11 protein-coding genes, 1 pseudogene and 1 riboswitch are annotated in these 13,795 nt (G+C 41.2%); of the genes and pseudogenes, 8 read left to right on the plus strand and 4 right to left on the minus strand.

Annotation, left to right across the window (positions count from 1 at the left end; all coding sequences use genetic code 11):
* Positions 1–8: 8 nt before the first annotated feature.
* The 4 genes from KUG37_RS08405 (at position 9) to KUG37_RS08420 (ending at position 4,761) form a co-directional block, all read left to right on the plus strand.
* Complete coding sequence (locus KUG37_RS08405; RefSeq protein WP_216940364.1) at positions 9–1,646, plus strand: long-chain-fatty-acid--CoA ligase; 1,638 nt, start codon at positions 9–11, stop codon at positions 1,644–1,646.
* Between the two features lie 295 nt (positions 1,647–1,941).
* The gene (locus KUG37_RS08410) at positions 1,942–2,964 is read left to right on the plus strand and encodes a flavin reductase family protein (RefSeq protein WP_216935450.1); all 1,023 of its coding nucleotides are present in this window, start codon (positions 1,942–1,944) and stop codon (positions 2,962–2,964) included.
* A 37-nt stretch (positions 2,965–3,001) separates the two neighbouring features.
* Positions 3,002–4,162, plus strand: coding sequence for an acyl-CoA desaturase (locus KUG37_RS08415; protein WP_216935503.1), 1,161 nt, complete (start codon positions 3,002–3,004; stop codon positions 4,160–4,162).
* A 257-nt stretch (positions 4,163–4,419) separates the two neighbouring features.
* Complete coding sequence (locus KUG37_RS08420; RefSeq protein WP_216935449.1) at positions 4,420–4,761, plus strand: hypothetical protein; 342 nt, start codon at positions 4,420–4,422, stop codon at positions 4,759–4,761.
* A 69-nt stretch (positions 4,762–4,830) separates the two neighbouring features.
* Here the strand turns inward: KUG37_RS08420 and KUG37_RS08425 are convergent, their stop codons facing one another.
* The gene (locus tag KUG37_RS08425; RefSeq protein WP_216935448.1) at positions 4,831–5,541 is read right to left on the minus strand and encodes an HAD family phosphatase; all 711 of its coding nucleotides are present in this window, start codon (positions 5,539–5,541) and stop codon (positions 4,831–4,833) included.
* A gap of 282 nt (positions 5,542–5,823) precedes the next feature.
* Here KUG37_RS08425 and KUG37_RS08430 point away from each other — a divergent pair, with 282 nt between their 5' ends.
* From KUG37_RS08430 to uca, 4 genes are all read left to right on the plus strand, one after another.
* A complete protein-coding gene (locus tag KUG37_RS08430) occupies positions 5,824–6,717 on the plus strand; it encodes a LysR family transcriptional regulator (protein WP_216935447.1) in 894 nt (297 codons plus the stop codon).
* Between the two features lie 202 nt (positions 6,718–6,919).
* Positions 6,920–7,022, plus strand: a riboswitch (guanidine-I (ykkC/yxkD leader).
* Between the two features lie 28 nt (positions 7,023–7,050).
* A complete protein-coding gene (locus tag KUG37_RS08435) occupies positions 7,051–7,788 on the plus strand; it encodes an urea amidolyase associated protein UAAP1 (RefSeq protein WP_216935446.1) in 738 nt (245 codons plus the stop codon).
* A gap of 11 nt (positions 7,789–7,799) precedes the next feature.
* Entirely contained in the window at positions 7,800–8,462 is a 663-nt protein-coding gene (locus KUG37_RS08440; protein WP_216935445.1) for an urea amidolyase associated protein UAAP2, read from the plus strand.
* A 3-nt stretch (positions 8,463–8,465) separates the two neighbouring features.
* A complete protein-coding gene (gene uca / locus KUG37_RS08445; RefSeq protein ID WP_216935443.1) occupies positions 8,466–12,071 on the plus strand; it encodes an urea carboxylase in 3,606 nt (1,201 codons plus the stop codon).
* A 33-nt stretch (positions 12,072–12,104) separates the two neighbouring features.
* Here the strand turns inward: uca and KUG37_RS08450 are convergent, their stop codons facing one another.
* The 3 genes and pseudogenes from KUG37_RS08450 to KUG37_RS08460 form a co-directional block, all read right to left on the minus strand.
* On the minus strand, positions 12,105–12,806 hold the full coding sequence (locus tag KUG37_RS08450) for a hypothetical protein (protein WP_216935441.1): 702 nt from the start codon (positions 12,804–12,806) through the stop codon (positions 12,105–12,107).
* A 237-nt stretch (positions 12,807–13,043) separates the two neighbouring features.
* Complete coding sequence (locus KUG37_RS08455) at positions 13,044–13,562, minus strand: hypothetical protein (RefSeq protein ID WP_216935439.1); 519 nt, start codon at positions 13,560–13,562, stop codon at positions 13,044–13,046.
* Positions 13,563–13,688: 126 nt separating this feature from the next.
* A pseudogene (locus KUG37_RS08460) lies at positions 13,689–13,795 on the minus strand (IS982 family transposase); the annotation flags it as partial.

The following is a 13,795-nucleotide window of genomic DNA, read 5'->3' on the forward strand; positions in this document are numbered from 1 at the left end:
AGTGGACAATGCTCGGAAATATGATGTTTCAGCCTTTACTGATCAGCAGCATGATTGAACATGCAGGACGCTATCATGCCGATACCGAAGTAATTTCCAAGAATACTGATAGCAGTATTAAAGTTACCAATTGGGGAGAAATTCATCAAAACTCGAAATGTTTTGCCAATGTATTGCAACAACTTGGCTTGGTGCAGGGAGATCGGGTCGCAACGATTGCCTGGAATAATCATCGCCACTTAGAGTCCTGGTATGCCATTTCTGGCAGCGGTCTGGTCTGTCATACCATTAACCCGCGCTTATTTCCGGAACAGCTGATTTTTATTATGAATGACGCTGCGGATCGTGTGGTGCTCTTTGATAAAACATTTGTACCTTTAATTAAAGCCGTGAAAGCACTATTGACCTCAGTCGAGCATTTTATCTGTCTGGATGCGGCTGATCCGGCAGTAAAAGAAGCGATTCCGGAAGTACAGTTTTATGATGATCTGATTGCTGGGGAAAATGCAGATTTCGAGTGGCCAACGATTGATGAAAACTCAGCAAGTTCATTATGTTATACCTCTGGAACCACGGGCAATCCAAAAGGGGTGCTATATAGCCATCGCTCCACTGTATTACATAGCTATGCCATCATTTTACCTGACTCATTAAATGTTTCGGCTGCCGATATCATGTTGCCTGTGGTGCCGATGTTCCATGTGAATGCCTGGGGCACACCGTATGCTGCAGCGATGGTGGGATGCACCCTGATCCTGCCGGGACCGGGTCTGGACGGGGCAAGTCTGGTCAACCTGATTGATACCTATAAAGTTTCAGTAGCTCTTGGCGTGCCAACCATCTGGCAGGGGCTGATTGCTGCAGCAAACCAGTCAGGTTCCAAGCTGGAAAGTCTGAAACGTAATGTAGTGGGAGGATCGGCTTGCCCACCGGCCATGCTCAAAGCGTTCAAAGAACAGTTTAATTGCGAAACGATCCATGCTTGGGGCATGACGGAAATCAGTCCACTGGGTACGGCCAATCAGCTTAAAACCAAACATTTGCAGTTGTCGGATGAAGAAAAATTGCAGATTCGTCTGTCTCAAGGTCGCCCGCCATTCGGGATTGATTTACGTTTGATCGATGCAGAAAAAGGTACGCATGAAATTGAACGTGATGGACTTACCACAGGAAATTTACAGGTTAAGGGCCATTGGGTCATCAATCATTATTTTGGCAAGAAAGAATCTGCACTGACAGATGATGGCTGGTTTGATACCGGCGATATTGCCACGCTGAATCAAGATGGCTTTATGAAACTCAATGACCGTTCCAAGGATTTAATCAAGTCTGGTGGAGAATGGATTTCATCGGTGGATTTGGAAAATATTGCCATGGGACATCCGGAAATTGCTATGGCAGCGGTGATTGCCGCCCAGCATCCCAAATGGGATGAGCGCCCGGTATTAATTGCCATTCAGAAGCCTGATAGCCAGCTGAGCGAGATTGATCTACTCAATTATTATGCAGACAAGGTTGCCAAATGGCAGATTCCGGACAGAGTCGTCTTTGTTGATGTTATTCCACTCAGTGGTACCGGTAAAATGCTGAAAAAAGATCTCCGGGAACTATATGGTACTATTCTGCTGGAACAAGCAGCAGGCTAGAGCATTTGCTTGTAATCAATGCAGATTATTGAAAACTGACTTCTACTATATAGAAGTCAGTTTTTTTATAGATCGTTACAAGAATAAACAGATGTAAAAAATCTTTTTCTCAAGAACTATAGTTTTGACTGATGCTTTTACTTAATATTGTCCGACAAAAAGCCTTATTATGTTTGCTAAGCACATAATTTGACCTGTATTGATATGGTCTGTAGTGTAAAATTCTTTATGCTGAACCATATAATAAATAGACAGTTGTACATTAATAATACTGTCTGCGGATAAGGGGATAAAAATGACAAGCATGCCAACCTATCAGCCGCATTGGATCCGGGAAGACTTCATTGATTTTATTGGTGAAAAAATCCATCCAACTTGGGCAATCAAAAAAGTTAAAGCTTCCATTCTGGGTATTCAGGCCATCAGTCCTGACTTTTTCAAGATTCACTTACGTCCAAATCATAATTTTAAAGCCAAGTCATTTCAGGCCGGCCAGAATATTGCAGTGACCATCAGACTCGATGGTGTACGTCATCAGCGACATTATTCTGTAGTAACTGTATTAAAAAATGGCGATCTGATCATTGCGGTTAAACAGCAAGGCAAAGTTTCGCGTGCCTTAAGCCTGATGCAAATTGGTGCCGTGATTGAAATTTCGCAGCCGCAAGGTGAGTTCACATTGCAAACATCTGCCCAGCCGATCCTATTCCTGGCATCCGGCAGTGGTATTACTGCAATTTATTCCTTGCTGCAAAAAGCAGTCATCCAGTCCCTGGAACAGATCGACCTGATTTATTTCACTCGAGATGATGCCTTTCATGCTGAACTAAAAACCCTGGCTTTGATGCATCCAAACTTGAAATATCATCATTTCAATACCTCGGAACATCATCAGCATCTGACTCAGAGCCTATTGCAAAAGCTGGTGCCAGACTTCACAGAACGAAAAATTTATGCCTGCGGCTCTGCCGGGATGATGAAAGCTGCACTTCGAATCGTTGATAAACTGGATTTGAAATCCAATTTTCATTCGGAATATTTCCAGATTCTGGTCGATGAGAAAATTAAAGCGCAGCCAGTACAGTTTTTAAGATCGCAGCAAGAGTTTCAGGCCCAGTCCAATTTACTGGAAAGTGCCGAAACGTCAGGCTTGCGTCCCGCTCATGGTTGCCGAATGGGCATCTGTAATACCTGTTCCTGTACCAAAGTGAGTGGCTCGGTGCGTAATGTCCTGACCGGTGAAGTTGATCATGGTAATAATACCCAGATTAAACTGTGTATTTCCCAAGCGATTAGTCCGGTTGTTATTAATTTATAAGCCAATATTAAACAAATAAGAAGGTGCTCCCATGAATATGCAAATTGATTTTAAACGACACAGTAAATCCCAATTTCTTAGCCCTGAACAGCTTGAAGAGTTCGGTGCCAAAGTCGATGCGATCCGCCGCGAGGTCATGGATGATCTGGGGGAAAAAGACGCCCAATATATTTATAAAATCCGTAATTTTGTCCGTTATAGCGAAATTGCCTCACGTGGCATGCTGATGTTTGCCGGCTGGTTACCACCAGTATGGCTGGCGGGGACGGGGCTGCTCGGTATTTCCAAAATCGTGGAAAATATGGAGTTGGGACATAATGTTATGCACGGTCAGTTTGACTGGATGAACGATCCGAGTCTGAACGGAACCACCTATGACTGGGATACGATTTCCACAGGGGATGACTGGAAATACACCCACAACTATATTCATCATACCTATACCAATATTGTCGGGATGGATCATGATGTCGGTTACGGCCTGATCCGGGTTAGTGAATCGCAAAAATGGGAACCACGTTTCCTGTTCAATATTCCGCTGGGCATTCAGTTGATGGTGTTCTTTGAGTGGTATGTCGGCCTGCAACGCCTGCATCTGGAAGATGTGATTGCCTATAAAACCAAGACCTGGAAAGAAGTCTGGGAAGAAGCAGCACCTTTGCGTCAAAAGATGCGCCGTCAGGTGTTAAAAGATTATGTATTTTTCCCGATTATTGCCGGTCCAAATGCCATTCCGGTGTTTACCGGAAATGCGGTGGCCAATGTGATCCGTAGTTTGTGGGCTTCTGCTGTCATTTTCAACGGTCATTTCACTGAAGACGCTGAAACTTTTGAGATGGACAATACCGACAATGAAACCCGTGCCGAGTGGTATTTACGCCAGATTCGTGGTTCGAGCAATTTTAGCGGGACGACCTGGTTGCATATCCTGAGTGGTAATTTGAGCCATCAGATTGAGCATCATCTGTTTCCGGACATGCCAGCCAATCGCTATGCGCAGGTTGCGCCAAAAGTTAAAGCACTGTGTGCTGAATACTCCATTCATTATAACGAAGCCAGCTTCATGAAGCAGTTTTCTACGGTATGGGTGCGTCTCGCCAAATGTTCTCTACCGAATCACTGGACTCAACAGATTGTTGAAAAAACCAATACAGCTAAATCTGTATTCAGCCATTTTAAATCCAAGATCATGCCGTAATTTTTAAGATTTTGTATTCACCGTTTTGGTACTCCTCAATAGATTTGGATGGTCTATTGGGGAATTTTTTAGCTTGCATAAAACTTAATAGAATTGAAATCCCCGGTTTTATGAATGAAATATGGAGGCTTATTTCAAAACAATCACGAAAGCAAAACAGATACGGTACTGCTGAAACGCTTTGCCTACAACAACCTGCTTAATCTGTAAGGTGTTCTTTCTATAATGGCCGCGTCTTCACACTTAAGGTCTCAGTTTTGAAATATCTTCAATATTTTTCAGGCATTTCTTTATTAGTTTTAATTAGCGCATGTACGACCGAAGCACCAGATTATCAGGGAAACTGGAAAAATACAGTGGAAGATCCAAAACTTGAAAACATACTGGTGATTTCCAAAAATGGGGGAAATTACCTGATTACCAATACCATCAAAGATAAGGAAACAGGTAAAACAGAGAAGAAAAATCCGATGCCAGCTGCAGTCAACAAAACTGGCTTACTTCAGTTGAATGCGGGTGCAGGTATGGTGGATTTTGCAATCGATGAGAAAACCGGAAATCTGGTGGGTTCAGGCTCAATCTATAAAAAAGCCCAATAGTCAGCAAGAACTGTAGATCAGATATAACGTTAAAGATGTCATGAACGGGATTGCTTCATGACATCTTTTTTATGACATCAAGCTTAATAATTCAGAAAAATCTTCCACAAAATAATTGGCCTTGGCTTTAATCAAATCCATTTCATGGGCAGAGTATTGGTCATAAACTGCAATTACATCAATCCCTGCATTGTTGGCAGCTTCAACACCAATTAACGAATCTTCAATAATCAGGCAATCTTCGGCCTGAATCTGGAATTGCTGAAGGGCATTTAAATAGACTTCAGGATGTGGCTTGATGTTTTTGACATTTTCACGGGTCAAGAGCAGGGCAAAGTCATCATTAAAGCTGAGCTTTTGGTTGATGTTCTGATTATTGTCCTGATAACGCTGCACATTGAACAAACTGGTGGTTGTGGTCAGTACCAGTTGAACCCCTTGTTGTTTCAAAGTTTGAATTAATAGATCTGCCTGTGGTTTTAGCTCGACCACATGATCAAGAAAATACCGTGAAATAGCATAACGGCGTGCTTTCACTTCTTCTTTATTCAGCTCAAATCCATAAAGTTCTTTTAAATAAGCACAGTATTCCAGATAGGGATCAGGCATATGTTTAAAGACTTTGAGCTGAACATCACGGTGTCGCTGGACCTGACTTAAATCGACATCGATATTGGCTAACTCTTGAATCAGCGTAGCATCGACCTGATTCCAGATACCTACCGAATCGATCAAGGTACCATCCAGATCAAAACACACCAGCTTTTTACCCTGGAACATATAAGATTTCTCTGTATTTTTAACACTTATTAAGTGCGGCTGAGTATATAACATGCAGCTTCAGAGTTTAACTTGGCTGAGAAAAACAGTGCTGGATATTTTCAACAGAAATACTTTTAAACTGATTTATCTATTAGGTATGAGTATTTTTTATGGAAAAAATAAAGCGACTTTAACCCTGAAAATAGTTGCATAGTGTTATATTTGGGCATTGGCCACGAATAAATTTATACGGATGATAGACCTGTCCAAATGATGAAAAGTTAAAGGAAATGTGTTTCTGTGTTTGAACTCGACTGTAAATTGCTCATTATTTTTTATCATGTCTACAAGTTTAAGAACGTCTCACAGGCAGCCGACCATTTAGACATGAGCCAGCCGGCGGTGAGCAATCTGCTGAATAAAATCCGCCAGCATTATAGTGATCCTTTATTTTTGCGCATTGGCAATGAAATGCTGCCAACAGACCTGTCCAAGCAGCTGTTTCCGTTGGTCAGCGAAGCACTAAGTAAAGTTGAGGTGATTAATAATTTCACCATCAATTTTGATCAGGTGACTTCACAGCAACGTTTTACACTGGCTATGACCGATGTATCGCATCTGGTGTTATTACCAAAAATTTCACAGTATCTAAAGCAGCATGCCTCGCATATCCGCTTGAATGTGCGTCCGATTACCTCAGAAACCAGCTATCAGATGGCCAATGGCGAGATTGATTTGGCTTTGGGATTTTTACCAAATCTGGAAAATGGTTTTTATCAGCAGAAACTGTTTGAACAGTATTATGTGGTGATTGCAGCCAAAGATCATCCACGCTTAACTGGCGACACGATGACCACTGAAGACTATTTGCGTGAAACCCATATTGATATTGATGCCGGCATGGGGCATTACCATATTGAAAATGAACTGCTGAATCTGGAACTCAAGCGCGATATCCTGATGCGATTGCCGAGTTATTTAGGTGTGGGACTGGTGGTGCAGGAAACCGAGGCGATTGCGACTGTGCCTTATTATTTAAGTGAAGTCTTATTATCACGTGGCAATCTCAAGATTTTTAATGCGCCAATTGAGTTCCCAACATATTCCGTGAAACAGTACTGGCATATGTCCTGTCATCATAAAACCAGTCATCAATGGTTACGCAATATGCTGCATGAAATTTTAAGCAAATAACCGAAAGCCCACAGGCATCAACTCAATACTAATCTTTATATTTTAGTCCCAGACGAGTCTGGGATTTTTTTGTTTTGGTGCATCTTTATGCTGAATTAGTGATATTTGCACCTGAATCGTTCACTTCTGATCAAAATAAATATTACTAAGCTGAAAAATCGTAATACTAGATTGGCACGTCATTTGCATTTCTATCCTTATTAGTAAAGTGATCTAGGGTTCCGGCAGCATATTTAAAAGCTGTGTCTGAGACCGAGAGTTCACGGCTCTTTTGAGCTACACGGAGGGATAAAAGCCCGGGAGGTAAACCGTAAAAGATTGGGATGGATGCATATGAGCACAACAACTTATCACGAAGATCAAGTCTTATGGACTGAACGTTTACCGGGTGGGCATCACTGGTCAGCACGTATTCAGCGTGGTGCAGTATTACAACTCAAAGCATTGGGGGGAAATGCCAATGTGTCGCTGTACTGCGTGAATTCTGAGGACAAACTTGAACGCTATAACATGCCAGACAGTCTAAAAGGACAGCACACTGCATTTTTAAGTACAGGCCATATTTTAGCGTCTGATTTAGGTCGTGCCATGGTGTCGATTGTGAAAGATGACCATGGCTGGAATGATGCCTTCTGTGCACCGAGTACTGCACAGCAAATCGAAAAACAATTTGGCACTCAAACTTTCCAGGATGCCCGTAACGACATGTACCGTAACGGCAAAGACAGTTTGCTATTAGAGATGACCAAGTTTGGTTTATCTGCAACTGATCTCAGCAGTACTGTAAATCTATTCTCTAAAGTTGCCCCTGACGACAACGGCAACCTCACTTATATTGCATCTGACAATAACGATCAAGTGATTGAACTGCGCTTTGAAATGGACTGTTTGGTGTTTTTATCAAGTGCACCACATGCACTCGACAACAGTTCTGAATATGCACCTGCCGATATTCAACTCTCACTGTTTAAAGCTCTGCCTTTAGACGAGACCGATGTCTGCCGTGATTCATGCCCGCAAAATCAGCGTGCCTTCCAAAACAACAATCGCTACTACGCTTTGACTGCTTAAGGGGAATCATCATGTCTGCATTAGTCCATTTAAAACAAGATCTAGAAAAATCAGTACTGAGTGAAGTCTGTCCTGCCGGTGAGGCGTGGATGTGTGAGGTCAAAAAAGGACAGTATTTCCGTATTGTCGACCTAGAAGGCAACCAGGCGGTCGATACGCTATTTATCTCCGCAACAAATCCTGAGGAGCGTTATAGCGCAACCGATACTTTGGCAATCAACCGTCAAATTTATTTGGAAAAAGGCACAGCGCTATACACCAACTTCGGCAATAAAATTGCCACCATCCATGATGACAACTGTGGTCGCCATGACACCTTAGGTGGTGCCTGCTCATGTGAGAGCAACACGGTGCGTTATGCGCATGACACATTCCCGATGCACAGTTGCCGTAATAATTTCATGATAGCGCTGTCTCAGCATCAGATTGCGAAAAAGCATGGTTTAAATGTGCGTCATATTGGTCCAAACATTAACTTCTTTATGAATGTACCTGTGACCCGTGATGGCCATCTGAAGTTTGATGATGGTATTTCTGCGCCGGGTAAATTTGTAGAAGTCAAAGCCGAGATGGACTTGATCGTACTGATCTCCAATTGCCCACAACTGAATAACCCATGTAATGCCTATAACCCGACCAAAATTCAACTGATCATCCGTGAAGGTGAGGAATAAGCCATGTTTAACAAAGTTCTCATCGCCAACCGTGGTGCAATCGCTTGTCGTGTCATTCGGACCCTAAAAAAATTAGGCATCCAGTCTGTAGCTGTTTATTCAGAAGCAGACCGTGACTCGCTACACGTGACACTAGCGGATGAAGCGGTGTATATCGGTGAAGCGCCAGCCAGCCAAAGCTATTTAAACGTTGAAAAAATTCTGCAGGTGGCGAAACAAACCGGCGCACAAGCGATTCATCCAGGTTATGGTTTCTTGTCTGAAAATGCTGAATTTTGTGATCTATGTGAATCACAAGGCATTGCCTTTATTGGTCCAAATTCAAATCAGATGCGGGAGTTTGGCTTAAAGCACACCGCGCGTGAACTTGCGATTCAAGCCGATGTACCGTTACTTCCGGGTAGTCAGTTACTTGCTGATGAAGCTGAAGCATTAACGGAAGCAGAGCGTATTGGTTATCCAGTGATGCTGAAAAGTACTGCGGGTGGTGGTGGAATCGGCATGCGTCTGGTGTGGAACGAAGCCGAACTCAAAGATGCTTATGCCACCGTGTCGTATCTTGCTCAAGCCAACTTTAAAGATGCCGGCTTGTATCTAGAGAAATTTGTGCAAAATGCCCGTCATATTGAAGTACAAATCTTTGGTGATGGCCAAGGTAACGTCATTGCACTGGGGGAGCGAGATTGTTCAGTGCAACGTCGTAACCAGAAAGTGATCGAAGAAACGCCTGCACCGCACATCAATGATGAACAGCGAGCCTATATCCAAAATGTTGCGATTCAATTGATGCAGTCGGTGAATTACCGTTCTGCCGGTACAGTTGAATTTGTAATGGATACCGACACTAAAGAATTCTATTTCCTGGAAGTGAATACCCGTCTCCAAGTTGAGCACGGCGTGACTGAGCAAGTCTTTGGTGTGGACTTGGTCGAATGGATGGTGACGCTTGCCAGCGGTGATTGGACTGCGCCAACTGAAAAGCTCGAATCTCAAGGTCATTCAATTCAGGTACGTCTCTATGCCGAAGACCCGATTAAGAACTTTCAGCCAAGCGCAGGGCTTTTGACACACGTTGAATTTGATGCCAATGCCCGTAATGAAACGTGGGTAGAAACCGGCTCGAATGTATCGTCGTTCTATGACCCGATGATTGCCAAAATCATTGTGACGAGTGATTCTCGTGATTCTGCCATTCAAGCCATGACGGATACTTTGGCTAAAACTTCGGTTGCCGGCATTGAAACCAATCTTGAATATCTGCAAAACATTATTGACGGTGACGTATTTAAAGCGGGTACGCAAACCACTCGCTTTTTAAATACTTTTGAATGGAAAACCCAAAAAATTGAAGTCCTGCAAGCTGGTATTCAAACCGCCGTGCAAGATGTGACAGGGCGTTTGGGCTATTGGGATGTCGGTGTGCCACCATCGGGTGCGATTGATCCACTGTCTTTAAATGTTGCAAACCAGATTTTAGGCAATGCGTATAACACCGCAGGTCTTGAATGTACGCTGCAAGGACCAACTTTAAAATTCCATTGTGACAGCCAGATTGTCCTTGCCGGGGGTGATATGCCATCAACACTAGATGGTATCGCGGTAACGATGTGGCAAACCGTCAATGTGAGAAAAGGTCAGATTTTGAAATGTGGCAAAATCGCCACAGGTTGCCGTACCTATATCGGCATCAAAGGCGGTCTGAATGTCCCTGAATATCTAGGCTCACAAGCGACCTTTACCCTGGGGCAGTTTGGCGGTCATGCAGGGCGTAATTTGCTCATTGGCGATATGCTGCCAATCACAGCATTTACATCGAATGAAGTCAAAGCATTAGCGGAAGATCAACTTCCGACATTCTCAAATTCTTGGGAAATTGCGGTGATGTATGGTCCACATGGTGCGCCGGATTTCTTTACCAAAAATGATATTGATACCTTCTTTGCCAATACCTTTGAGATTCACTTTAACTCAAGCCGTACCGGTATCCGTTTGATTGGGCCAAAACCGGAATGGGCGCGTCAGGATGGCGGTGAAGCAGGTCTGCATCCATCCAATATCCATGACAATGCCTATGCTATTGGTGCGATTGATTTCACTGGTGATATGCCAATTATTCTCGGCCCAGATGGTCCAAGCCTAGGTGGCTTTGTTTGCCCTGCGGTGGTGATTAATTCTGAATTGTGGAAACTCGGTCAGCTTAAAGCGGGCGATAAAGTCAAATTTATCCCTGTCAGCTATCACCAAGCGAAACTTTTAAATGAAAAATATCATGCTCAGTTAGAAGCATCAGATACTCAAACTGTGGCTTTTGATGAATCATTCTATCCTGAAATCAGCACGCTTAAATCGGCAGTTTTAGATACCTTAAAAAGTCAAAATGGTACGCCTGATGTGGTGTATCGTCCTGCCGGCAACAACTACATGCTGGTGGAATATGGCGATCTGGTGCTGGATCTGAATTTACGCTTCCGTATTCATGCCTTAATGCAATGGGTGCAACAGCAAAACATCGTAGGCATCATTGACCTGACTCCGGGTATCCGCTCCCTGCAAATCCATTTTGATTCCATCAAGCTCGATCAAACTGATTTACTGCGTTTATTGCAAGTCGCTGAAGCGGAATTGCCTGATGTAACGGAAATGCAAGTGCCATCACGTACCGTATATTTACCACTGGCTTGGGAAGATTCACAAACCCAACTTGCGACTGAGCGTTATATGCAGACGGTGCGTCCTGATGCGCCGTGGTGTCCGGACAATATCGAATTTATCCGCCGTATTAATGGCTTAAAAGACAAACAAGCCGTGAAAGATGTGGTGTATAACGCAAGTTATTTGGTTATGGGTTTGGGCGATGTGTATTTGGGTGCGCCTGTGGCAACGCCACTTGATCCGCGTCAGCGTTTGGTGACCACCAAATATAACCCTGCACGGACTTGGACACCTGAAAATGCCGTGGGTATTGGCGGCGCGTATATGTGTGTATACGGGATGGAAGGCCCGGGCGGTTATCAGTTCGTGGGTCGTACCACGCAAATGTGGTCACGCTACCGTAAAAACCCAGACTTTGAGCAAGACATGCCGTGGTTACTGCGCTTCTTTGACCAAATCAAGTTTTATGAAGTGTCGGAAACTGAACTCATGCACATGCGTGAGGACTTTAAAGCAGGTCGTTTAAAACTGCGCATTGAAGACGGTGTACTAAACCTGAAAGAATACAACGACTTTTTAGATAAAAACCAAGAATCCATTTCTGCATTTAAATCTGTGCAACAAGCCAACTTTGATGCAGAGCGCCATCGCTGGCATGAAGCAGGGCTTGCAGAATATGTGTCTGAAAGTTTGGATGCTGTGGATGATGGTGAAGGTGTTGAAATTCCTGATGGTGGTTGTGCGGTGGAATCGCATATGCCGGGTTCGATCTGGAAAATTGAATGTGCATCGGGGGATATTGTGGAAGAAGGTGCAACGCTTGCTGTGATTGAAGCGATGAAGATCGAGATTCCGATTATTGCGCCTGAGCGTATGCGTGTAGATGCGATTACCATTGAAAAAGGGCAAACGGTGAAAACGGGACAAGTGTTGTTTACCTTGGCACCAGTGGCTTGATGAGGAAAAATAAAAAAGACCGCTTAGGCGGTCTTATTGTTTATGTGATTTTATTATATCTAATAGTTTATCAATTGTTGAATGAAAATTTTTAGGAATATCAATATCAAGTTCTGATTTGTCAGTTTCCACATTTTCTTTCTTATTAAAGTATATAGGTACTAACTCTTTTCTTATAGCTAATTTATCAGCATCATCCATTTTACTAATAAACGGCTCAAGAGCAGAGAGTTGTAGAAATGTTTTATGATTTTCTTGATATGTTTCATAATGCTTGGTTGCTTGTCTTGCTAAGTATATAGCGAGTACAAAGAACATTAAGGCAATGGACATACGAGCGGTTAGTGAATAGTAATTGACATCTACTGGTGGATTACTACCCCAATATTCAAATATAGGTATTAGTAAAACTATAATGGTGGTAATAATTGCTCCTATTATAGAAAAAGTTGTGTATTTTCTATAGGTTTTATATTCTGTATTTTCTTCTTCAGCTTTTGATTTATAATTTTGAGTTAACTCATAAACACCAGATTTTTCTACTAAAGTCAGAAAGTCTTTATGGGTTTTTTTTATATTATTTGTTTCGGTTATTAAACTGGAACTTAAAGTATTAAATTTCGTATTTATATTTTTTTCTATGCTTGATAAATTACCATCAATTATATTTTTCTTTTCATTAATAGATTTATTTAAAATAAAGTCATAATTATTTATATTATTTTGAATTTTCATAAAACCATCTTTAAGTTCTAGATATGAGTTATCAAATGTAATTTGTTTTTGATTAAGGGAATTGAATTTGGATTCTAGATCAGAAAATATATTTAATGAATTACTTTTAATCTCATTATAGCTGTAATTTAGATTAGATTCTAATTTTTTGGATAGATCATCAATCCGATTTTTTAAGTTTAGGATTATAGGGGATTCTATTTCGTTAAAATAATAAAAATAAGCTTGATTTACTATTTAAATGTCATAGATAAAGCTTTTAATTTTATTTATAATATCGTGATAATTTGAAGTTATATTTTTAAGTGAATTCTCTTTTAAATTAAGGTTTCTCTTTACTTGATCCTCACTGGGGTTGACAACTTTATCCCCAATATTCTTTCTAAACTCTATTAAATCTTTAAGATTACCTGATTCTTTTTTTATTAAGTTTGCGTCATAAATTAAAATATTAATTTTTGAGTCAAGCATATTTAATATGGATTCAGACATATACTCAAAATTGTTTTTATTAAACTCAATACTTAAAGAATTTATGTTTTTAGTGATTAAATCTAAATTTAATATTAAGTAATTAAAATCTATTGGTAATCTGTTTGAATTTATTATATTAAAAAGCTTTTTACTTGAATCATTTTTTTGTTCTTCATCACGAACAATCTGACGTAAAATTTGCTGAAAACTTTTGGTTTCATTTTGAATATCATCAAAAGTATTCTTTATATGTGAAATCAGATTTTGTTTTATTTTATCCATAAAGTATTCAATTCATTAAATTTAAAAGAAATATCTCCAAACTATATTCTAATTTTTTCAAAATTAAAAGTTAAATCTAGATCGAAATTTGAAGTATGTATATGTTTTAATTAACCTGAATCCTGCTTAAGCCGATGATTTCATAATTTGAATTTTTGGCTTATTTCGATGGGTTAATTGATATGCACATAGCGAAGCATAAATTCCGCTGAGAAATCCATGAAGACTACGTG

The organism is Acinetobacter sp. BY419 (assembly GCF_019038395.1).
Lineage (GTDB): Bacteria > Pseudomonadota > Gammaproteobacteria > Pseudomonadales > Moraxellaceae > Acinetobacter.

Bases quoted from the DNA above. Each gene is read 5' to 3' on its own strand.
- KUG37_RS08440 (WP_216935445.1), top strand. From the start codon at position 7,800: ATGTCTGCATTAGTCCATTTAAAACAAGATCTAGAAAAATCAGTACTG.
- KUG37_RS08405 (WP_216940364.1), top strand. From the start codon at position 9: ATGCTCGGAAATATGATGTTTCAGCCTTTACTGATCAGCAGCATGATT.
- KUG37_RS08410 (WP_216935450.1), top strand. From the start codon at position 1,942: ATGACAAGCATGCCAACCTATCAGCCGCATTGGATCCGGGAAGACTTC.
- KUG37_RS08435 (WP_216935446.1), top strand. From the start codon at position 7,051: ATGAGCACAACAACTTATCACGAAGATCAAGTCTTATGGACTGAACGT.
- KUG37_RS08450 (WP_216935441.1), bottom strand. From the start codon at position 12,806: ATGAAAATTCAAAATAATATAAATAATTATGACTTTATTTTAAATAAA.
- KUG37_RS08455 (WP_216935439.1), bottom strand. From the start codon at position 13,562: ATGGATAAAATAAAACAAAATCTGATTTCACATATAAAGAATACTTTT.
- uca (WP_216935443.1), top strand. From the start codon at position 8,466: ATGTTTAACAAAGTTCTCATCGCCAACCGTGGTGCAATCGCTTGTCGT.
- KUG37_RS08425 (WP_216935448.1), bottom strand. From the start codon at position 5,541: ATGTTCCAGGGTAAAAAGCTGGTGTGTTTTGATCTGGATGGTACCTTG.
- KUG37_RS08415 (WP_216935503.1), top strand. From the start codon at position 3,002: ATGCAAATTGATTTTAAACGACACAGTAAATCCCAATTTCTTAGCCCT.